Below are 20,031 nucleotides of genomic sequence, written 5' to 3' on the forward strand. Positions count from 1 at the left end.
TGTAGAGGGCGTAGAGGGAGCGGGGCAGTTCAGGCATGAGCACCGTCCAAGTGGTCGGGGCGGCCCGCCGGGTGGCGGGTCCTAGGCTGACGGGAGGCCGCGCAGGTCGCGCAGGGTGCCCGCGCACACCGCGGTCAGCAGCAGGAGGCCCACGCCGATGCCGGCGCCGAGCGGGTGGAGGCCGGCGCCGGTGACCGAGCCGCCGAGGAGGGTCGCGCCGCCGGTGGCGCTGGCACCGGCGAGGGTCCAGACGCCGGCCCTCAGGCGGCCCGGGCCCGGCGGCACCACCGCGTCCGCGCCGACGCCGGTGAAGATCCGGGGGATCTGGATCGCGCCGAGGCCCAGGGCGATCCACCAGGCGGCGAGCACGGCGGTGCGCAGGGTCGGCGGCGAGGCGTCCGCGTCGATGCCGCCGTGCACCAGGACGACCACGACGGTGCCGAGGGCGGTCGGTCCGGCCAGGCGGCGGACGGCCCAGCTCAGCAGGGTGATCGCGGCGCCGGGGGTGGGCCGGGGCAGGGGTGCGACCAGGGCGATGCCGAGCAGCAGCAGGACGGTGCAGCCGTGCATGACCGCCTCCCGAACGGCCTCGGCGGGCAGCGGGCCGGCCTGTTCGGCGGCAAGGTGGCCGAGGAACCAGGCGGCGAGGGCGACGGTGATGCCCATGGTGGCCACCCGCCGCTGGCGCTGCGCCGGGGAGTCGGCGGGCCAGACCGCCGGGTGCAGCCACATGTCCACGATGCCGACGACCAGGTTGGGCCAGGACTTCCAGCCGGTCCCCCGGGCCTCGTCCTCCACCATCGCTCCCCAGCGTTCCCGGAAGGCGTCCGGGTAGAGCCGCACCAGGCTCCGGACGACGATGCTCACGCGGGGCTCACCCCCAGGCTCCGCAGTCCGGCGTCGGCGACCCTGGCCATGGCCCGCAGTTCGCGTTCCAGCACCTCGCGGCCGAGGGGTGTCAGCCGTACCGGGCGCTGGCGCCCCTGTCCGTCGAACGGCTCGATCAGCCGCTTCGATTCGAGCCTGGCGAGGGCCCCGTAGAGGCTGCCGGGCCCCAGCCGCTCCCCGGTCAGTTCCTCGATCGCCGTGTTGACGGCGTATCCGTGCAGCGGCCCGTCCGCGAGTGCGCAGAGCACCAGCGTCTGGGCGTCGTTGGCATGCATCCTGCCCCTTCCGGTTCGACGCAGCAGCACCCTACTACGTGCCGCGAACTACGCTCCACGTACTACCGATTCCGTACCGCGCCGATCACCACCGGGACCGGCTGACCGATGATGTCGGGTACGAAGGCCTCGCCGACCGGCGGGGCGGAAAACCGAAGGGGGAAGCGGACAGTGGCCGCGACGACGGCGAGCACGATCCGGGGTGAGGACCTGCCCGCAGGCGAACGGTTCGACCACTGGCGGGAGTTGGTGCAACAGACCCGCGACAGCGAGGTGACCAGCGCCCACGCCGGGAACTTCGAGGCGGAGATGCGGCGCCTGGAGCTCGGACCGGTGACCATGCTCAGAAGCTCCTTCCCGGCGGCGCGGTTCCGGCGGAGCGAGCGCAGGGTGCGGCGCTCGGACGCGCGGCTGTACCACCTGACCCTGGTGCTCTCCGGCGGCATGGCACTGACGCACGGTGACGACCGGACGGAGATGTTCGGACCGGGCGACCTGCACATGGCCAACAGCTCGAAGCCGTACGACCTGACGACCTTCGGCCCCCGTTCCCAGGGCCCCGGGGCCGGGCCCGGCTCCCGCTCCGGTTCCGACTCCGGTTCCGACTCCGGTTCCGGCCCCGGCCCCGGCCTCGGCGAGCCCCGGGTCGACGCCCTGGGCATCGACTTCCCCGCCGCCCTGCTGCCGGTGCCCCCGCACCAGTTGCGCGACCTGTTCGGCCGGCGGCTGCCCGCGCAGGAGGGCACGAGCGTGCTGCTCTCGGAGTTCCTCGTCGGTCTGGACCGGCAGGCCACCGCCCTGGGGCCCGCCGAGGCGCCCCGGCTGGGAACGGTCGTGGTCGATCTGGTGGCCGCCTGGCTCTCCCGGCTCACGGACACCGAGACCGCGCTGCCGGAGGAGGCCCGTCGGCGGGCCCTGATCGAGAGCGTGCGGGCCTTCATCCGGCGCAACCTCCACGACCCCGAGCTCACCCCGACCGCGGTCGCCGCCGCGCACCACATCTCCGTCAGCTACCTGCACCGCCTCTTCGGCCAGCACTCGCAGGGCGAGACGGTCGCCGCCTGGATCCGCCGCCGACGGCTGGAGCGGGCCCACCGCGACCTGGCCGACCCCGCGCTGCGCACCATGCCGGTCCACCTCGTCGCTGCCCGCTGGGGCATCGTCAGCGCCTCCGACTTCAGCCGCGCCTTCCGCGCCGCGTACGGGATCTCGCCCAGCGAGCACCGGCAGCGGGCGCTGTCCGGGTGCGCGGGCGCGCAGTAGACGCAGTAGACGCAGTAACAGTAGACGCAGCGCCAAGGAACCGTGGACGCATTGCCAACACCGCCGGTCCGCGTCCTGGCATTCTGACGTGCGGCCCGGCACGCCACGGGGGAGCGTGCCGGGCCCGGCCTTCCGTCAGGCCTCAGCGGCCCTCGGCCCCGGCCCTGGTCCAGGCCGCCTCGCGCAGCAGCCGCAGGCCGTTGAGGCCGACGATGACGGTGGAGCCCTCGTGGCCGAGCACGCCGAGCGGCAGGGGCAGGGTGGCGACCAGGTCCCAGACCACCAGCACGGAGATGAACACCGAGGCGATCACCAGGTTCTGCACCACCAGGGAGCGGGCCCGGCGGGAGAGCGCCACCACGGCGGGGACGGTGGCGAGTTCGTCGCGGACGATGACCGCGTCGGCGGTCTCCAGGGCGAGGTCGGAGCCGGCCCGGCCCATGGCGACACCGGTGTGGGCGGCCGCGAGCGCGGGGGCGTCGTTGACGCCGTCGCCGATCACCAGCACCTTCCGACCGGCGCGCTCGTGCTCCCTGACGGCGGCGACCTTGTCCTCGGGCAGCAGCCCGGCGCGGACGTCGGCGATGCCGACCTCGGCGGCCAGGCGGTCGGCGGCCCGCGGGTTGTCGCCGGTGAGCAGCATCGGCGCCGTGCCCGTCAGGGTGGTCAGCGCGGCGACGGTGGCGGCGGCGTCCGGGCGCAGGCGGTCCGCGATGCCGAGGACGCCGACCGGGGAGCCGTCGGCGAGGACGAGGACGGCGGTGCGCCCCTCGCGTTCCAGCTCGGCGGCCGCCTCGGCGGCGGGGCCCTCGGGGCCGGTCAGCAGCCGGGCGGGGGCGCCGACCGCGACGGCGCGGCCGTCGACGGTGGCGGTGACGCCGACGCCCGGGGCGGAGGAGAAGTCCCCCGCCACGGCGAGGGCCAGGCCGCGGGTGCGGGCGGCGTCCACCACGGCGCGGGCCAGCGGGTGCTCGCTGGGGTGCTCGGCCGCGGCGGCGAGCGCCAGCAGCTCTTCCTCGGTGAGGCCGGAGCCGGGCAGGGGGCGCAGGTCGGTGACCCTTGGGGTGCCCTCGGTGAGGGTGCCGGTCTTGTCCAGCGCGACCGCGTCGACCTGGCCGAGGCGCTCCATGACGACGGCGGACTTCACGAGCACGCCGTGCCGGCCGGCGTTGGCGATCGCGGAGAGCAGCGGCGGCATGGTGGCCAGGACCACCGCGCACGGCGAGGCGACGATCATGAAGGTCATCGCCCGCAGCAGCGAGCCGGTGAAGGCCGCGCCGAGGGCCAGCGGGACGGCGAAGACCGCGAGGGTGGCCAGGACCATGCCGACCGAGTAGCGCTGCTCGACCTTCTCGATGAACAGCTGGGTGGGCGCCTTGGTCTCGGAGGCCTCCTCGACCAGCTGCACGATCCGGGCGATCACCGAGTCGGAGGCGTCCCGCTCGACCTTGATCCGCAGGGCGCCGGTGCCGTTGAGGGTGCCGGCGAAGACCTCGTCGCCGGGCTCCTTGGCCACGGGCAGCGGCTCGCCGGTGATGGTGGCCTGGTCCACCTCGCTCACGCCGTCCAGAACGCGGCCGTCGGCGCCGATCCGCTCGCCGGGCCGGACCAGCACGGTGTCGCCGACGGCGAGCCGCTCGGTCGGCACCGCCTCCTCGGTGCCGTCGTCCAGCAGCCGGGTGGCCGTGGCGGGCGCGAGGTCGAGCAGTCCGCGCACCGAGTCGGCGGTACGGGCGGTGGCCAGGGCCTCCAGCGCGCCGGAGGTGGCGAAGATGACGATCAGCAGCGCCCCGTCCATCACCTGCCCGACCGCCGCCGCCCCGAGCGCGGCCACGATCATCAGCAGGTCGACGTCGAGGGTCTTCTCCCCCAGCGCCCGCAGTCCCGCCCAGGCCGGCTCCCAGCCCCCGGCCGCGTACGCGAGGGCGTACAGCGGGCCCCAGGTCCAGGCCGGGGCGCCGGTCAGTTGCAGCGGCAGCGCGATCAGGAACAGCACCGTCGCCGCGGCGGCCCACCGGGCCTCGGGCAGCGAGAGCACCCGGGTGCGCCGTCGCGGGGCGGCGCCGGCGGGCCCGGTGGCCGAGCCGGGAGCGGGGCGCTCGATCAGGGTGGAGGACATGGCAAAGGAGACCCTTCGGGCCGGATGCGGGCAGGACTGTGACGACTCCTCCCACCATACAGGAACACATGAACATCCATTCATGTATGGGTTGTAGTATTGGCCGCATGGGTCATGGAGCCGCTCCCGCGAAGAACGCCGTCCCGCGCACACCCCTCGACGCCGCCAGCGCGGCCCGGGTGGCGACCACCCTGCAGGCCCTGGCCACCCCGTCCCGGCTGCTGATCCTCTCCCGCCTGCGCGAAGGCCCCTGCGCCGCCACCGAACTGGCCAACGAGGTCGCCATGGAGCAGTCCGCCTGCTCCCACCAGCTGCGGCTGCTGCGCAACCTGGGCCTGGTGACGGGCGAGCGCCGGGGCCGCTCGGTGGTGTACGCGCTGTACGACAACCACGTCGCCGAGCTCCTCGACCAGGCCGTCTACCACATCGAGCACCTGCGGCTCGGCCTCAGCGACGCCACCGACACCGACTTCGACACCGCGGACGACGACCGCGCCGACGACGCGGCCGCGCTCACCACCCCCTGACCGGCGGCACGCCCCTCCCGTCCCCGATCCCTCCCCGCGAGGATCGGCCGGGCCCGGCCGGCGCGGCCAGGGCACGGTCCTCCCTCCCCACGGAGCCCGAACCCGGAAGTGAGACCGCGACCATGCTCGACGATCCCCGAGGCGGCACCATCGACGGCCTGCTGCGCCGCAGCGCCCGCCGGTCACCGGACCGTACGGCGCTCACCTTCGCCGACCGCGGCTGGACCTACCGCGAACTCGACGACGCGGTCAGCCGCGCCGCGGCCCACCTGCTGGGCCTGGGGCTGCGCCCCGGCGACCGGGTCGCGGCGTACGGGCGCAACTCCGACGCCTACGCGATCGCATTCCTCTCCTGCGCCCGGGCCGGCCTGGTCCACGTCCCGGTCAACTACGCGCTCACCGGCGATGAGTTGAGCTACCAGATCGAGCGGTCCGGCAGCCGGGTCGTCCTGAGCGACCCCGCGCTGACCCCGGAGGTCGAACGCGTACGGCACCGGCTGGACCTCGAGCGGGTGGTGCCGCTGCGCGACGGCGACGACGCGCTGCTCACCGCGGCCTCGACCGGGCCCGTGCCCGAGATCGGCGCCCCGGTGCACGACACCGACCTGGCCCAGCTGCTCTACACCTCCGGCACCACCTCCCGGCCGAAGGCCGCGAAGATGACCCACCGCGCCCTGGTCCACGCGTACGTGTCGAGCATCGTCGCCCTCGACCTGCGCGCCGACGACCGGCCGCTGATCTGCATGCCGCTCTACCACTCGGCCGGCCTGCACGTCTTCCTGCTGCCCTACCTCGCCGTCGGCGCCTCCGTCGCCCTGATGGAGGCGCCCGACCTCCCCGAGGTGCTCCGGCGGATCGAGGCCGACCGGATCGGCTCGCTGTTCCTCGCGCCGACGGTGTGGGTCGCGCTCGCCAACCACCCCGACCTCGACGTGCGCGACCTGTCCTCGCTGCGCAAGGCGCAGTACGGCGCCTCGATCATGCCGGTGACCGTGCTCGACCGGCTGCGCGCCCGCTACCCCGAGGTGGGCTTCTACAACTGCTTCGGCCAGTCGGAGGTCGGGCCCCTCGCCGCCGTGCTGCGCCCCGAGGAGCACGCCCAGCGCCCCTCGTCCTGCGGCCGTCCCGTCCTGTTCGTCGAGGCCCGGGTCGTGGACCGCGACGGGGCCGAGGTGCCGCCCGGCACTCCCGGCGAACTCGTCTACCGTTCACCGCAGTTGTGCCTCGGGTACTGGGACGCGCCGGAGGAGAGCGCCGAGGCCTTCAGGGACGGCTGGTTCCACTCCGGCGACCTGGTCCTCGCCGACGAGGCGGGCTACCTCACCGTCGTCGACCGCATCAAGGACGTGATCAACACGGGCGGCGTCCTGGTGGCCTCCCGCGAGGTCGAGGAGGCCGTCTACACCCACCCCTCGGTGGCGGAGGTGGCGGTGATCGGCGCCCCCGACGAGAAGTGGATGGAGGCGGTCACCGCCTTCGTCGTCCTCAAGCCCGCCGCCGCGCCCTCGGCCGCGCCCACGGCCGCCGAGATCATCGCCCATGTGAAGGGCCGCCTGGCGCCGTACAAGGTCCCGAAGAGCGTCGTCTTCGTCCCCGACCTGCCGCGCAACCAGAGCGGAAAGCTGCTCAAGCGCGAACTCCGCGCGCGGCTCTCGGGGTAGCGGGGGCGGTGACGGCCCCGGCGGACGGCCCGGGTCACCGGCTCGGCAGGACGCCATCGCCGGCTTCGTCACCGAGCACACGGTCTGAGGAGCGGCCCGAGGAGCGGCCGGTCGGCCGGTACCGCGTGGGGCGCTACCGCACGTGTCCGCATCACGCGCGACAAGCGATTTGAAAAATTCTTCATGTCCATACATGCTGGCCTGCTGTTGGACCGGCGAAGGGTGCGCCCGGCCGGACCGCGCGGCGCCACTCACCGCGCAGCACCGCTGACCACGCAAGACATCCGTCGAAGCAACCTGGACAATGAACACATGAGCGACAACTTCCCCCCGTGCCCCTCGTGCTCCAGCGAGTACACGTACGAGATGAACGGCCTGATGGTCTGTCCGGAGTGCGCCCATGAGTGGGTGCCCGCCGAGGGCGGTGCCGAGCAGGGGGCCGGTGCGGGTGAGCGGGTGATCCGGGACTCGGTCGGCAACGTGCTGAGCGACGGCGACACCGTGACCGTCGTCAAGGCCCTCAAGGTCAAGGGCAGCGCCTCGGGCATCAAGGCCGGCACCAAGGTCCGCAACATCCGCCTGGTCGACGGCGTCGACGGCCACGACATCGACTGCCGCATCGAGGGCTTCGGCGCGATGCAGCTCAAGTCCAGCGTGGTGAAGAAGGCCTGACGGCCCTCGGAGCGGGACCCGGCGACCGTCAGCTCGGGCACGGCGACGGTGCTGACCGACAGCCCGGGGGTCGGGTCGAGGGCCGCCCCGGACGAGGCCAGCCGGTGCGCGCCGGTACGGCCGTCCCGGTAGACCACGCTCTCGCACCCGCTCACGGCGTCGGTGAACAGGTGGAAGTCGTAGTCCATGGCCTCCATGTCCCCCACCGCCGCCCAGGCGCTCTGCCGCGACAGGCCGTACGCCTTGTGCCGGACGATCCGCCGCTCCTCCTCGGCCCGGGCGACCCGTTCGGGGCGGTGCGCGTCGCCGTCCCGGTCGACCCAGGTGCCGGGCGCCGCGTGGCGCTGCCGCCGGACCCGGGCCAGCCTGGCACCGAGCCGGTCCTGGAGCAGGTCGACCGCCTCCCGCATGGTCGCGGCCGCCACGTGGACCCGCACCGGGCGGCCGTTGAGGTCCACCACCGCCTGGGCCAGCGACGGGCGGGCGACCACGTGGTGGGCCTCCTGGGTCAGCTTCACCCGGGCCGCGAGCACGGGCTCGTGGATCTGCCCGAGCACGGCCTCGATCTTCTCCCGCGCGTAGTCGGGCGCGGCCAGGGACACCGCGCCCCGGGTCGTCACCTGGACGTCGACGGCGGGCGGGCTCTGCAGGGGGTTCATGGAAGATCCTCTCCGGTGAAGGAATCCGGCCGGGCACCGGCAGCAGGGTGACCTGCTCCCGTCGGCGGCGGGTGGGAGGGCTCGCCCCGGAACGCTCCGGGAGTCGAACCCGCCACCGCCGCGGCCGTGTTCGCTACCTAGATCCTCGGATCGCGGCGGCCCCCGCAGCAGGGGCCATCGACCCTCCTGTGGCCGCCGGCAGTCCCGGTGCGCGGGATCCGGAGGTCCCCGGCCGGCCCTTGAGGAGCTGCGCGAAGCCCGAAGCCCGGTGGCCCGGACTCTCGTCGCGGGTCACCGGGCTTCAAGGCCAGGCCGGTTGAGGACTCCGGTCAGTTGAAGACCAGGACGTCGGTGCGCATCGGCAGCGGGCTGTTCCAGCCGATGTTGATCTTGAAGGTCACCACGCCATTGCCGGGGGCGATGCTCGACACCTGGAAGGCCGCGGCGCCGACGAAGCGGTTTCCGTTGGAGTCGATCTCGGAGGCGGTGATGACGACGGTCGAGTCGATCCCGATGACGTTCCACTGGAGCTGGAGGTTGAACGTCCCGTTGCCCGGGGTCCACGTCCACCAGGCCCGCCACACGTCGCCGACGTTGCCGCCGACGTCCGCGAGGCGCTGCTCCGGGCTGGCGGGCACCGAGCCGCCCGCGATCTGCGGTACCGAGGAAGAGGTGGATGCTTCGGGTGCGGCCATGATGGCCCTCCTCACATCGGGAGGGCCCCCACGAGCCCTCCGTGCACTATGAGTGTCCATCAATGTGCGTAGCGTAACAATCACTCGGGCGAGTGAACCTCCGGCGCGTCGTCACGTCACTCGCGCCACCGGCGTCTAGGGGGCCGGGCGGCTCAGCGGCGGCCGAAGAGCCTTCCGAGCCAGCCGCCGCCGGCGCGCTCCTTCGGGGAGCAGTCGCAGCGGCCGGACTTCGGCACTCCGGCCAGAACCTGCTCGACGTGCATCCCGCACCCGGCGTAGGTCTGCTTTCCGCAGCTGCGACAGACGACTCGACGGCACATACCGGTCTCCCTTTTCGATCCGTACGGGGTGGCTATGAGGTGGCTATGGGACGACTTGCCCTGCCAATATACCCCCGGGGGTACGCAAGCCCTGCCCGGGCGGAGCGGTAGGGTGTCGTGAGCAGCGCGTCCTCGCGCTGGACGGCGGTGGGGCCCGCCGTACCCGAACCGCGGAATCCGCCGCCAACGGTCCCTACTTGTGACGGTCGCACCCGTGTGTCCGGGTGCCGTACGAGTAGGAGCAGCGTGTCCACGGACAGCCCGCAGGCCCCCCGGGCCCGAACGGTGGTCGAGCCCCTCGCTCCCCCGGCTCCCGCGCGTCGCACTCCCGCCCGCACCCAGCTGCCCGCCGTCGCGGTGGTCGCGCTCGGCGGCGCGATCGGCGCGAGCGCGCGCTACGCGGCGGCGCTGGCGTGGCCGGTCGGCCCGTCCGCCTTCCCCTGGTCGACGCTGCTGGTGAACGCCCTCGGGTGCGCGGTGATCGGGGTGTTCCTGACGCTGATCACCGAGGTGCGGGCGGCGCACCCGCTCGTCCGGCCGTTCTTCGGCACCGGCGTGCTGGGCGGGTTCACCACCTTCTCCACGTACGCGGTGGACGTCCAGCGGCTGGTGCGGGCCGGGCACGCCGGAGCCGGCCTGGCGTACCTGGCCGCGACGGTGCTGGCGGCGCTGCTGTCGGTCTGGGCGGGCGCGACGGCGACCCGTCGGCTCATCGGCCGGAAGGCGGGCTCGGCGTGAACTGGCTGCTCGTGATCGCGGGAGCGGTGGTCGGCGCCCCGCTGCGCTACCTCACCGACCGGGCGGTGCAGTCCCGCCACGACTCGGTGTTCCCGTGGGGGACGTTCCTCGTCAACGTCGTCGGCTGCCTGGTGCTCGGCCTGGTCACCGGCGCCGTGACGGCCGGAGCCGCCTCCTCCGAGCTCCAACTGCTGCTCGGGACGGGCCTGTGCGGCGCGCTCACCACCTACTCGACCTTCTCGTACGAGACCCTGCGGCTGGCGGAGACCGGGGCGGGCCTGTACGCGGCACTGAACGTCGCCGGCAGCGTCCTCGCCGGCCTGGGCGCGGTGTTCACCGGCGACGCGCTCGCCCAGGCCTTGTGGGCGTGAGGTGACCCCTCCGGGGGCATCCGTTCGCGCCGGGCTCAGGCCGGGTCGGGGATCCAGCTGCCGTGGAAGCCGGCCGGCACCCGGACCGGCAGGTGGACGGTGGCGATCGGGGCGCCGGTGAAGTCCTCGGCGGAGAGGACGACCAGGTCGCTCGCGCCCCGGTCCGGGTCGTGGACGTAGGCCAGGAGGTAGCCGTCGTCCTCCGCCCGGGCGTTCTCCCTCGGGACGAAGGAGACCTCGCCCGTGTAGCGCCCGGCGCCGAGGTGGCGGACGGTGCTGCTCTGCCGGTCCAGGTCGTGCTTGATCAGCGAGTCGCCGGCGCCCTCCGGGGCCGGGGCGCCGGGGGTGCCGCTCCCGGCGAGGTGGCGGAGCAGATCGGTGGCGACGGTGGAGTACCCGTAGCGGTGGGCGCCGCCGACCACGGCGGGGCTGACCGCGGGGAACTCCTGCGGGCGGTCGTCGAGGCGGGTCTCGGTGACCTCGCCGGAGACGGTGTCGACGAGCCAGCGGTCCAGGGTGGGGCTGCTCTGGCCGTGCACCGCGCCGTCGACGAACATCCGCGGGTAGCGGACCACGTCGAGGACGACCCGGTCACCGTCCTCGTAGGCGTTGAGCGTGTGGAAGACGAAGCAGGGCTCGACGTCGAACCAGCCGACCTCGCCGCCGGCGCGGGGCAGCAGGCCGATCCGCGCGCCGCGACTCTCGTCCCAGACCGCCGGATAGGTCCTGCGGGCGAGGTTGGCGGGCACGCTGACCCGGGCCGAGAGGTCGAGGATGACGGCGTGGTTCCGGGTCAGGGCCATGTCGTGCACCACCGGCCGGTGCGGCGCCGCGACGTCCACCGCGCGGACGACCTCGCCCTGCGGGGAGACCACCAGGTGGCGCAGGACCCCTCGGTCGCGCTGCCAGGTGATCGCGTGCAGCTCGCCGCTGACCGGGTCGAGCTTGGGGTGGGCCGCGAACCCGTCGGGCAGCGTGCCGCAGAAGTCGCTGGCGCCCACCGTCTCGATCTCGTAGGAGAGTTCGTACGGGCGGAAGCCGCCCTCGACCAGCGCGAACGTACGGTCGGCGTGCCCGATCACGTGGGTGTTGGGCGCGACGTCGGCGATCCGCACCGAGGCGCCGGCGCGCGCCCGCTCCCCCAGCGCCTCGGCCACGGCGGCGCTGCGGACCAGCCGGTTGCGGTACCACCTGGCCCGTCCCTCGCGCAGCCGCACCCCGTGCACCATGGCGTACCCGGCGAACAGGTGCGGCGGCCGGGGATCGTCCGCCCTCATCCCGTTGGGCCCGTTGCGCAGGTACCGACCGTTGAGCTCGGCCGGGATCGCCCCCGTGACCGGCAGGTCGAAGGCGGTGATCTCCTCGCCCACCGGCGCGTAGGAACCGGTGAACGGACTGGTGACGGTGGACACCGCGGACTCCTCCACGCCGCTTCCGAGTACCGCCGGCGCGCAGGGAACAGCACGCGGGGGAACGGCGCACACGGACCAACGAGCCACCGCCCCGCCAGGTGACGGTCGCGGCCAGTCGCTCGATCACGCCGGACGGCCAGGTGGCCCGCTCCAGCGATATCCCGCCGCGCTCGGCCGCCTCCGGCACCATGACCTCCTTGGCCGGACTTCTTCGCGAAGGGTTCTTCGCGAAGGAGTCTTCGCGGTTCAGCCGTGCGCCCGGGCTGATGCACGCTCAGACCGCGTCACCGCCTCAGTGCGATCCGCAGGCCTTCTCGACGGCGTGGGGCAGTTGGGCGTCGACCAGGGCGGGGGTTCCGGTCAGGACGACGAGGACGTTGCCGGCCCGGACGGCCTGCTGCTTGTAGACCAGCGTCCGGCCGCCGGAGAGGGTGACCAGCTGGGCGTAGGACTCGTCGCCGAGCTTGGGGGCTTCGGCGGGGTTGACGGTGACCTGGGTCTGGGTCGAGCCGAGGGACATGTCGAATGACCCGCACTTGGCGAAGGCGTCGAATACGGCCTTGGTGCCTTCCGAGAGCTTCGTCGGGCTGTCGGTGTGCAATTCCTCGGTCAGCGTTCCGCTGCCATTCGCGGTGGTTCCGGAGAATTTCGCGGTCACCTTGGTGGCGAATTGCAGACCGCCGCCGCCCGGCTGGTCGTACACCGGGCAGCCGGGCACGGTGAGGTCGTCACGGCTGGAGGGTGCGTAGCCGGTGCCGAGGTCCGTCATGGTGAGGAGTCGCCCACTGAGCTCGGCTTCTCCGAGCGGCACGGCCGCGGTCGCGGTGCTCGCGGACGTACGGGTGTCGACCTTCGTCGCGGTGTCCGACGGGCCGCATCCGGTGACGACCACGGCGGCGAGGACGGCGGCTGCGGCGATTCCGGTGGCACGCGTGGCCATGTGATTCCCCCCTGGTTGTTCGTAGGCGACCACCTTAGTTGCGGGCAAAGAATTCGCAAACTCCACGAACGGCTGCATGGGGGGCGAGGCGGGAAATCGGACGGCGGCGGGCGCTGAGGTCCGGCGGCCGGGGTGCGGCCGCCGGGCGGCGGTCACGGCAGTGGCACCGCGTACAGGCAGGGGTGTTGGGGCGCTCCGGCGGGGGCCGCCAGGACCGTGGCCACCTCGCCCGTGATCTCCACCCGGAGGCATCCGTCCACGCTCTCCCACACCGGACCACCGCCGGGCCCCAGGACTCCGGTGGCGTGGACCACGATGACGGCCGGTGGGCCGTGCCCGCACACCGGTCCGGGCAGGGTCACCGCATAGCGGCGACTGGGGCTCTCCATGGCCGGGCTCCTCTCCGACTCCCCCCGCCTCGTGTCAACGATTCTCCTCCCCGCCCGGCTCGCTGTACACGAACAGTGAACGGGTTTCGGCCCTCCGAGCGGTTCGGAGCCCGCAGAGTCCCCGGAAGGCGGCACCCTCAGTGGCCGAACAGGTGCCGGACGCGGCCGCCGTGCCCGGCGGGTTCCTCCGCTGCCGCGCCCGATCCGGCGGATCCGGGCCGGCTCGGCGAATCGGCGTCGGTGTGGGCCCGGGGCGGTCCGGCCGCCCGCCGCAGCCGCCGGGCCCTGAGCCGCCGGGCCAGCCACATCATGGCCAGACCCAGGCAGAAGATCAGGGCGAGCGCCACGCCGGCCAGGAAGACGCTCAGGCTGTTCAGCGTCACGAGGTCGTGGCCGAGGATCGTGACCTGGTAGTCGGGCCCGCCGGAGAGGTTGTCCGCGATCAGCAGGCCGACGAAGGCCCCGGAGGCCGCCATCAGCAGGAGTCCTAGCAGCAACATGGGGATTCCCTTCCGTCCCGTCGCCGGTCCCCCGCCGGGTGGCGTCTACCCGGGCGGCCGGGGTTCACGCGCGCGGCGGCGCCTTCAGCCCGGCCTTTCACCTGGTCTTTCACCCGGCCTTTCACCCGGCCTTTCACCTGGTCTTTCACCCGGCCTCTCACCCGGCCGTTCGGCTCCGCCGTCAGGGCACCAACGCCGGTGTGCCCGCCCAGCCGGGAGCGTCGCGGTCCTCCAGCTGCTCGCGCAGCCGGGCCAGGGTCGCGCTCAGCAGCCGGGAGACGTGCATCTGGGAGACACCGATCCGGTCGGCGATCTCGGACTGGGTGCGGCCCTCCCAGAAGCGCAGCTTGAGCACGGTCTGCTCGCGCCGCGACAGCCTGGCGAGCAGCGGGCGCACGGCGGTGCGGAAGTCCGCGAGTTCGATGCCCGGATCGCAGCCGCCGAGCCGGTCGAGCATCGCACCGCCGCTCTCCTCGCCGTCCTGGTCACGCAGCGCGTCCAGGGAACTGGGGCGGTAGACCCGGCCGGCGACCAGCCCCTCGGTGGCCTGCGCGACGGTGAGGTGCAGTTCCTCCGCGAGCTCCGCCGGGTGCGGCAGGCGGCCGAGCTCCTGCTCCAGCCGGTCCGAGCCGCGCGCGACGGCCAGGTACAGCTCCTGCACGCTGCGCGGCACCCGCACCGGCCAGGAGGTGTCGCGGAAGAACCGCCTGACCTCGCCGAGGATGGTCGGGATGGCGTAGGTGACGAACTCGACGCCGCGCTGCGGGTCGTAGCCGTCCACGGCCTTGATCAGGCCGATCGTGCCGACCTGGAGGATGTCCTCCAGGACCTCCGGTCGGTGCCGGAAGCGTGCCGCGATGAACCGCACCAGCGGCATGTTGAGCTCGATGATCGTGCCGCGCACCCGGCTGTACGCGCGCGTCTCCCGGTCCAGCCCGGCCAGCCGCTCGAACAGCGCGTCACTGAGTTCGCGCGCCTCGGCCTTGCCCATCGCCCGCAGCTGCGCCCCGGTCGGGCGCAGGGGCAGATCGGGCGGATCCGGTGGGGGCGGATCCGGTGAGGGCTGATCGGGCGGGGCCCGGTACGCGGTTTCCGAAACGGTGGACACGGTGCTCTCTCCTGGGCCTCGGGCGGATGCCCGACACCGCGGTCCGACGGCCCGGTCGGGGTGCGGCAGCGGTCGGCGTTCCACCGTGAGCGCTCCACTCGTTACCTACCCGCCACCAGGGCCGCGATTCAGCGCCGAAACGGTTCGCCGCCCCGGATCGCGTTCCCCGGCCGTCGGCGGCCCAGCGGGGAACGGCACCTCGCGGGGACGGCACCTCCAACCAGACCAGCTTCCCCTCGCCCTCCGGCACCGAGCCCCACGCCCGGGCCAGCCGGTCCACCACCCGCAGCCCGTACCCTCCGGGCCGTCCCTGTCCCGGCGGGTACGGGCGCAGCCGTGGTGGCACCGGGCTGGCGTCCGCGACCTCCACCCGCAGCCGCGCGCCGTCCCAGTCCAGCCGCAGCTCGCGCGGGCCGCCGGGGGCGTGCAGGCAGGCGTTGGTGACCAGTTCCGAGACCATGAGCAGGACGTCCTCCGCCACGGCCCGCTGCTCCTCGTCGGCGGCGGGCAGCCAGTGCCAGGACAGCAGCGCCGCGCGGCTGAACTCGCGGCTGCGCCACACCGCGCCGCGGCCACCACCGGCGAGCGGGAGCCGCCTGGTCTCCCGGCCCGCTCCGGCGGGGGGCGCGACGGGCCGGCCGTACGACCGCTGTGGGTGCACCACGTTCCGGGACACGACTCACCGCCGCCTCGGTTCAGCGCTGATCCTGCGGTGGGTGACCAACCGCGCAAGGACCAGGAAGGCCGTCGGCGCCCACACCAGGGCGAAGGCCGCCAGTACGGCGGGGGCGTGCGCGTCCGCGCTGACCACCAGCAGGCCCGCCGAGAGCGCCAGCAGCATCGCGAACGCGGCCAGCGGCACGCGCGCCGCCGCGCGCAGCGGTCCGCCCAGTGCCGGAACGGGCCCGCGGCGCATGGTGCGCAGGGCGCGGTCCAGCTGGCCGTCCGTCCGCAACCCCTCCTCGATCTCCGCCAGGATCCGCAGCTCCCGCCCGGAGAGCCCGGGCCCGTCCATCGCCGCCACCTCCCTCCCCTCGTCTGAGCGGCTGCCCGGCTCCGGCGCGCCCTAACACCGCGACGCCGCGCGACCGACCGGACGGATGTTAGAGGCCCCGCAGACGGGGAACCCGCCGGGTAGCAGGGTGTATCAGGTCTGACCCGCGGACCCCGACGACCCCGAGGAGGACACGCCCGTGAGATTCCTCGACCGCAGTGCCGCCGGGCACCAACTCGCCCGAGCGCTGGTCCCGTTCGTCCATGACCGGTGCGACGGCGGGCTCGTCGTGCTCGGCCTGGCCCCCGGCGGGCTGCCGGTCGCCGTGGAGGTCGCCGACGCCCTGGGCGCGCCGCTCGACGTCGCGGTGGTGCGGCCGCTGGCCGTACCCGGCCACGACCGCCCGGTCGGCGCGATCGCCGACGGCGACCCGCCGCTGTTCGACCGGGACTCCTTGAAGAGCCTGGGCGTCACACCGGTGGAGGTCGGCGCGAGCGTCAAGCGCGAACGCGCCGAGGTCCAGCGGTGCGAGGCCCTGTACCGGGAGGGCCGAACCCGGCACCGCGTCCAGGGGCGCACCGCCGTCCTCGTCTCCGACGGCCTGATCAACGCCCTCACCGCCCGCGCCGCCGTCCGCGCCCTGGCCGGCAGCCACCCGAAGCGACTGGTCCTCGCGGCGCCGCTGTGCGACGCCCGGATCGCCGCCGAGCTGCGCCCGGACGTGGACGACCTGGTCTGCCTCCACCTGCCCCGCTACGCACACGCAGCCGGCCCCTGGTACGGCGAGTTCCACGACATCACCGACCGCGAGGCGGCCGTCCTGCTGCGGGGGCACGTGTAGGGCCAGGCCGGCCCCGACCTCGCGGAGCGGAAGCGGACCTGAACGTGGTTCAGTCGTTCGCCGCGAGCGGGCGGGTCCGCAGCAGGGCCCGGGTCGGCAGGGCCGTCGCGGCGAGGCAGAGCACCACGGCCGCGGCGGCCAGCGGCAGGGCGGTGCCCGGCGGGACGTACGGCGCGGCGCCGGCGAGGCCCCGGGCGATCGGGACCAGGGTGATCCAGGCGATCACGCTGCCCAGCAGCAGCCCGGCCGCGGCCACCAGCAGGGCCTCCCAGCGCATCATGCCGCGCACCTGGCGGCGGGTGGCGCCCGCGAGGCGCAGCAGGGCCACCTCGCCACGGCGGTCCAGGACGGTCATCACCAGCGTGTTGGCGGCGGTGATCGCCGCGAAGCCGCCGAGCACGCCCGCCATCACGGAGTTCGCCCAGTCGCCGGCCTCGCGCCTGCGGTCGGTCTGAGCCACGTACCCGGCGCGGTCGGCCACCGTGAGTCCGCCGGCCGTGGCCGTTGCGGTGGCGGAGGCCCCGGCGGGGAGCTTCGCCAACCGGGCGGCGATGTCGGCGTGGTCGGCACCGGGCGCGTCCGCGACCAGTACCTGGCTGTCGTACGCCACACCGGCGTGCGCGGCGACGGCCGCCCTGGGCAGGATCAGCTGGCCGAAGCCGAGGCCGCGTTCGTAGGTGGCGACGACCGTCAGTCGTACCTGGCTGCCGTCGCCGAGCCAGAAGGAGGCGCGGTCGCCGGCCTTGAGGCCGAGTTTGTCGGCGAGGGCCGTGTCGAGGGCGACGGTGTCGGTGCCCCGGGCGAGGTCGGCGAGCGAACCGGTCCTCACCCCCAGGTCGAGGACCCGGGGCAGCTTCGACGGGTCGCCGGAGACGCCGAGGACGTTGGCGGAGCGGAGCTTGCCGTCGGAGCGGTAGACGGCGCCGGTGCGCAGCACGCCCACGGCGACATCGACGCCGGGCACCCGGGCGACCTGTTCGGCGATGGTGGTGGGCAGTCCGGGGCCGGTGGAGCCGAGCACGTGGTCGGCGGTGATCCCGTCGCGCACCTGCTCGCCGGTGGCGTGCTGGACGGTGCTCTGGATGAACAGCATGGTGCCGCAGAAGGCGGTGACCATCGCGATGGGTGTGAGTGCGGACGTCAGTCGGCGGGCGCTGGCACGGGCGTTGTCGGCGGCCAGCGAGCCGGAGGCACCGCCCGCGCCCGCCCGCAGCGGCAGGCCGAGCACCCCGGCGGCGATCCGCGCCACCCAGGGGCCGAGCAGGGCGATGGCCACCAGGAAGCACATGACCACGCCGAGCGCGGTGTTGGCGGCGTTCTCGCCGCTCAGGTTGGCCGCGACCACGGTCAGCACCACGCCGCCGGCGATGGCCACCACGCCGAGGAGAGTCCGCATCACGCCCGCTCGGCCCACCGTCACCGACGCCTCGCCGAGCGCCTGGCTGGGCCGCAGGTTGGAGGGCCGTCGGGCAGCGAGGTAGCCGGCGGCCAGCGCGGCGAGCAGGCAGGTGGCGACGGCGACGAGCGCGGGGAGCGGGCCGACGTCCAGTTCGACGCCCTTGGGGACGGCGCCGCGCGAGGCGAGGCCGTTGAACCACCAACGGGCCAGTGCCACGCCCGGGATGAGACCGAGCACGCCGGCGAGGGGGGCCACCAGCATCGCCTCCGTGGCGATGGTGCGGCGGATCTGGCGGGGCGTCGCGCCGACGGCGCGCAGCAGGGCGAACTCGCGGGCTCGTTGGCCGGTGGCCAGGGCGATGGTGGACACGACGACGAAGACGGCCGTCATGGTCGCGGTGCCGCCGAAGGAACCGCCGATCGCGATGAGCAGTGTTCGGCCGTCCCCGAGCGCCGGCTGCTCGACGGAGCCCCGGGCATCGCCGGTGACCACCCTGATCCCGGTGGGGGACGCCCCGGGCTGGGATGCCCCGGCGGTCTTCTGGTCGGCGGTGTCGCGCAGCGCGTCGCGCAGTTGTCGGGCGAGCTCCCCGGCGCTGACGCCTTCGCGTGGTTGGACGGCGATGGCGTCGACGGGGCCGGGGTGGCCGGAGAGTCGCCCAGCCGTGTCGTCCGCGAACCAGACGGTGGGGCCGGCGCTCTGCGGCGCGGCCAGGCCGGAGATCCGGTAGGTGCCGCTGCCGCCGGGCGCGACCAGGCTCAGGCTCGCGCCCGGGGTGAGGTGGGCGTCGCGGGCGGTGGCGGCGTCGAGGACGACCTCGCCGTCGACGGGGGCATGGCCCTCGACCAGGGTGTCCGCGTTGCCGGCGACGCCGAGCGCCGCGTACCCGCGCCCCGTCAGGCCCGGCGTCACGCCGCCCGGATCGACCGGGAAGGCGGAGTCCGCACGAGCCGCCGCCACGCCCGGCTGCGCGGCGATGCGCTGAGCCAGGGCGGCATCCACGCGGGCCCGGTCGGAGACGGGCCGTTCGACGGACTTCTCCTTCTTGTTGATCTTGCGGACGATCTCGACGTCCGGATTGGCCGCGACGACGACCGGTGCGCTCGCGTAGCGGACCGGAGGCACGGTGGCGGTGATGCCGGTCTGCAGCATGGTGCCGCAGGCCATGATGACCGCCGCACCGAAGAACAGGGCGATGAACGTGCCCGCGAAGGAGGCGGGCCGAAAGCGCACCGAGGCACGCGCGAGTCCGTTGCTCACGCCGCCGCCCCCACCCGGCCGGTGGCGAGCGTGACCATCCGGTCGGCGACGGACTTCGGATCCGGGTGGTACAACTCGCCCGCCAGGGTGCCGTCGGCCAGGAAGACCGCGCGGTCGGCGAACGAGGCCGCCACCGGATCGTGCGTCACCATGACCACCGTCGCGCCCATCGTGTCCACCGCGCGCCGCAACAGCCCCAGCACCTCGTGCGCGGTGCGGGTGTCCAACGCACCCGTCGGCTCGTCCGCGAACACCACGTCCGGGCGGGTGATCAGCGCACGCGCTATCGCCACCCGCTGCTGCTGACCACCGGACAACTGGCCCGGCCGACGCGAAGCGTGCTCACCCAGGCCGACCTGAGCGAGCAACTCCCTTGCCCCGCCACGGTCCTGACGCTCACCGGCCAGACGCAGCGGGAGCAGTACGTTCTGCAACACACTCAGTGAGGGCAACAGATTGAACGACTGGAACACGAACCCGACCCGGCTGCGCCGCAGTACGGTCAGCCGGTTCTCGCTCAGGCCGGTGATCTCCTCACCGCCGAGGAACACCTCACCCGACGTCGGCCTGTCCAGGCCCGCGGCGCACTGCAGGAAGGTGCTCTTGCCGGAACCGGAAGGGCCCATGACGGCGGTGAAGGTGCCTCGCCCCAGGACCAGGTCGATGCCGCGCAGCGCGTGCACCGTCTCACCGCCACGCCCGTAACTGCGCCGCACCGCCCGCAACTCGATCGCGGCTTGGGCCTGGTCGGCAGGTTCGGTCGGCCCGTACCCGGAACGATCGTGGCGGCGTGCCATGGTGTTGCCTTCCCTCGCGGATCGTCGTCGGTCATCGATGCGACCCAGGCTAGGAACGGCGGCCATCGCGAACCATGGAGGCTGCTGGCGGAAGCGGGGTGGGGTTATCCCCAGGGTGCCGGTAGCCGGCCCGAGGCCGCGATCGGGGCCGCGGTCGGCAGTGGGCCCCGGCGCCCCAGCAGGTGCCGGGGCGCGTGTCGCGC

At 74.0% G+C, this 20,031-nt stretch carries 21 protein-coding genes and 1 pseudogene; 7 read left to right on the plus strand and 15 right to left on the minus strand.

Translation table 11 applies throughout. From position 1 onward, the window contains the following. Positions 1 to 81: 81 nt before the first annotated feature. Together J0670_RS07450 and J0670_RS07455 are read right to left on the minus strand one after the other, a co-directional pair. Positions 82 to 867: a hypothetical protein gene (locus tag J0670_RS07450; RefSeq protein ID WP_207810594.1), complete on the minus strand. Its 786-nt coding sequence runs from the start codon at positions 865 to 867 to the stop codon at positions 82 to 84. Next, complete coding sequence (locus J0670_RS07455) at positions 864 to 1,163, minus strand: PadR family transcriptional regulator (protein ID WP_207810595.1); 300 nt, start codon at positions 1,161 to 1,163, stop codon at positions 864 to 866. Before J0670_RS07455 ends, J0670_RS07450 begins: the two co-directional genes overlap by 4 nt. Before the next feature lie 171 nt (positions 1,164 to 1,334). On the opposite strand from J0670_RS07455, the gene J0670_RS07460 reads away from it, so the two are divergent. Next, positions 1,335 to 2,426, plus strand: coding sequence for a helix-turn-helix domain-containing protein (locus J0670_RS07460; protein ID WP_307806427.1), 1,092 nt, complete (start codon positions 1,335 to 1,337; stop codon positions 2,424 to 2,426). Between the two features lie 142 nt (positions 2,427 to 2,568). On the opposite strand, the gene J0670_RS07465 is transcribed toward J0670_RS07460, so the two are convergent. Next, a complete protein-coding gene (locus J0670_RS07465; protein ID WP_207810596.1) occupies positions 2,569 to 4,545 on the minus strand; it encodes a heavy metal translocating P-type ATPase in 1,977 nt (658 codons plus the stop codon). 107 nt (positions 4,546 to 4,652) lie between these two features. Here J0670_RS07465 and J0670_RS07470 point away from each other — a divergent pair, with 107 nt between their 5' ends. The 3 genes from J0670_RS07470 to J0670_RS07480 all read left to right on the plus strand — a co-directional run bounded on the left by J0670_RS07470 (position 4,653) and on the right by J0670_RS07480 (position 7,405). After that, positions 4,653 to 5,072 carry a metalloregulator ArsR/SmtB family transcription factor gene (locus J0670_RS07470; protein ID WP_207810597.1) on the plus strand — a complete coding sequence of 140 codons (420 nt, stop codon included), beginning with the start codon at positions 4,653 to 4,655 and terminating at the stop codon, positions 5,070 to 5,072. Positions 5,073 to 5,194: 122 nt separating this feature from the next. Beyond that, positions 5,195 to 6,733, plus strand: a complete 1,539-nt coding sequence (locus J0670_RS07475) for a fatty acyl-CoA synthetase (protein ID WP_207810598.1) — start codon at positions 5,195 to 5,197, stop codon at positions 6,731 to 6,733. A gap of 312 nt (positions 6,734 to 7,045) precedes the next feature. Beyond that, the gene (locus J0670_RS07480; RefSeq protein ID WP_207810611.1) at positions 7,046 to 7,405 is read left to right on the plus strand and encodes a zinc ribbon domain-containing protein YjdM; all 360 of its coding nucleotides are present in this window, start codon (positions 7,046 to 7,048) and stop codon (positions 7,403 to 7,405) included. A 137-nt stretch (positions 7,406 to 7,542) separates the two neighbouring features. Here J0670_RS07480 and J0670_RS40190 read toward each other — a convergent pair. The 3 genes and pseudogenes from J0670_RS40190 to J0670_RS07495 all read right to left on the minus strand — a co-directional run. Continuing rightward, a pseudogene (locus J0670_RS40190) lies at positions 7,543 to 8,064 on the minus strand (sigma 54 modulation/S30EA ribosomal C-terminal domain-containing protein); the annotation flags it as partial. 329 nt (positions 8,065 to 8,393) lie between these two features. Further along, a complete protein-coding gene (locus J0670_RS07490; protein ID WP_207810599.1) occupies positions 8,394 to 8,759 on the minus strand; it encodes a hypothetical protein in 366 nt (121 codons plus the stop codon). 152 nt (positions 8,760 to 8,911) lie between these two features. Further along, positions 8,912 to 9,079, minus strand: a complete 168-nt coding sequence (locus J0670_RS07495; RefSeq protein WP_207810600.1) for a hypothetical protein — start codon at positions 9,077 to 9,079, stop codon at positions 8,912 to 8,914. A 285-nt stretch (positions 9,080 to 9,364) separates the two neighbouring features. On the opposite strand from J0670_RS07495, the gene crcB (J0670_RS07500) reads away from it, so the two are divergent. Together crcB (J0670_RS07500) and crcB (J0670_RS07505) are read left to right on the plus strand one after the other, a co-directional pair. Next, positions 9,365 to 9,817, plus strand: a complete 453-nt coding sequence (gene crcB, locus J0670_RS07500) for a fluoride efflux transporter CrcB (RefSeq protein ID WP_207810612.1) — start codon at positions 9,365 to 9,367, stop codon at positions 9,815 to 9,817. Continuing rightward, positions 9,814 to 10,188 (plus strand): fluoride efflux transporter CrcB, encoded by a 375-nt coding sequence (crcB, locus tag J0670_RS07505; RefSeq protein ID WP_207810601.1) that lies wholly within the window; start codon positions 9,814 to 9,816, stop codon positions 10,186 to 10,188. The genes crcB (J0670_RS07500) and crcB (J0670_RS07505) overlap by 4 nt, the downstream gene beginning before the upstream one ends. Before the next feature lie 35 nt (positions 10,189 to 10,223). On the opposite strand, the gene J0670_RS07510 is transcribed toward crcB (J0670_RS07505), so the two are convergent. From J0670_RS07510 to J0670_RS07540, 7 genes are all read right to left on the minus strand, one after another. Next, a complete protein-coding gene (locus J0670_RS07510) occupies positions 10,224 to 11,600 on the minus strand; it encodes a carotenoid oxygenase family protein (RefSeq protein ID WP_207810602.1) in 1,377 nt (458 codons plus the stop codon). Between the two features lie 292 nt (positions 11,601 to 11,892). Next, positions 11,893 to 12,540, minus strand: coding sequence for a hypothetical protein (locus J0670_RS07515; protein WP_207810603.1), 648 nt, complete (start codon positions 12,538 to 12,540; stop codon positions 11,893 to 11,895). Positions 12,541 to 12,692: 152 nt separating this feature from the next. Continuing rightward, positions 12,693 to 12,929, minus strand: coding sequence for a DUF6296 family protein (locus J0670_RS07520; RefSeq protein ID WP_207810604.1), 237 nt, complete (start codon positions 12,927 to 12,929; stop codon positions 12,693 to 12,695). 137 nt (positions 12,930 to 13,066) lie between these two features. Continuing rightward, positions 13,067 to 13,429, minus strand: coding sequence for a hypothetical protein (locus tag J0670_RS39020; RefSeq protein WP_243436668.1), 363 nt, complete (start codon positions 13,427 to 13,429; stop codon positions 13,067 to 13,069). Positions 13,430 to 13,610: 181 nt separating this feature from the next. Further along, entirely contained in the window at positions 13,611 to 14,420 is an 810-nt protein-coding gene (locus J0670_RS07530; RefSeq protein ID WP_207810605.1) for a SigB/SigF/SigG family RNA polymerase sigma factor, read from the minus strand. After that, entirely contained in the window at positions 14,389 to 14,997 is a 609-nt protein-coding gene (locus tag J0670_RS07535; protein WP_243436673.1) for an ATP-binding protein, read from the minus strand. The genes J0670_RS07530 and J0670_RS07535 overlap by 32 nt, the downstream gene beginning before the upstream one ends. Before the next feature lie 219 nt (positions 14,998 to 15,216). After that, a complete protein-coding gene (locus tag J0670_RS07540; protein ID WP_207810607.1) occupies positions 15,217 to 15,552 on the minus strand; it encodes a hypothetical protein in 336 nt (111 codons plus the stop codon). A gap of 178 nt (positions 15,553 to 15,730) precedes the next feature. Here J0670_RS07540 and J0670_RS07545 point away from each other — a divergent pair, with 178 nt between their 5' ends. After that, on the plus strand, positions 15,731 to 16,372 hold the full coding sequence (locus tag J0670_RS07545; protein ID WP_207810608.1) for a phosphoribosyltransferase: 642 nt from the start codon (positions 15,731 to 15,733) through the stop codon (positions 16,370 to 16,372). Between the two features lie 49 nt (positions 16,373 to 16,421). On the opposite strand, the gene J0670_RS07550 is transcribed toward J0670_RS07545, so the two are convergent. Beyond that, positions 16,422 to 19,031 carry an ABC transporter permease gene (locus tag J0670_RS07550; RefSeq protein WP_207810609.1) on the minus strand — a complete coding sequence of 870 codons (2,610 nt, stop codon included), beginning with the start codon at positions 19,029 to 19,031 and terminating at the stop codon, positions 16,422 to 16,424. Next, positions 19,028 to 19,828, minus strand: coding sequence for an ABC transporter ATP-binding protein (locus tag J0670_RS07555; RefSeq protein ID WP_207810613.1), 801 nt, complete (start codon positions 19,826 to 19,828; stop codon positions 19,028 to 19,030). Before J0670_RS07555 ends, J0670_RS07550 begins: the two co-directional genes overlap by 4 nt. Positions 19,829 to 20,031 lie beyond the last annotated feature (203 nt).

Source organism: Streptomyces sp. FH025 (genome assembly GCF_017427025.1).
In the GTDB taxonomy this organism is placed as follows: Bacteria; Actinomycetota; Actinomycetes; order Streptomycetales; family Streptomycetaceae; genus Kitasatospora.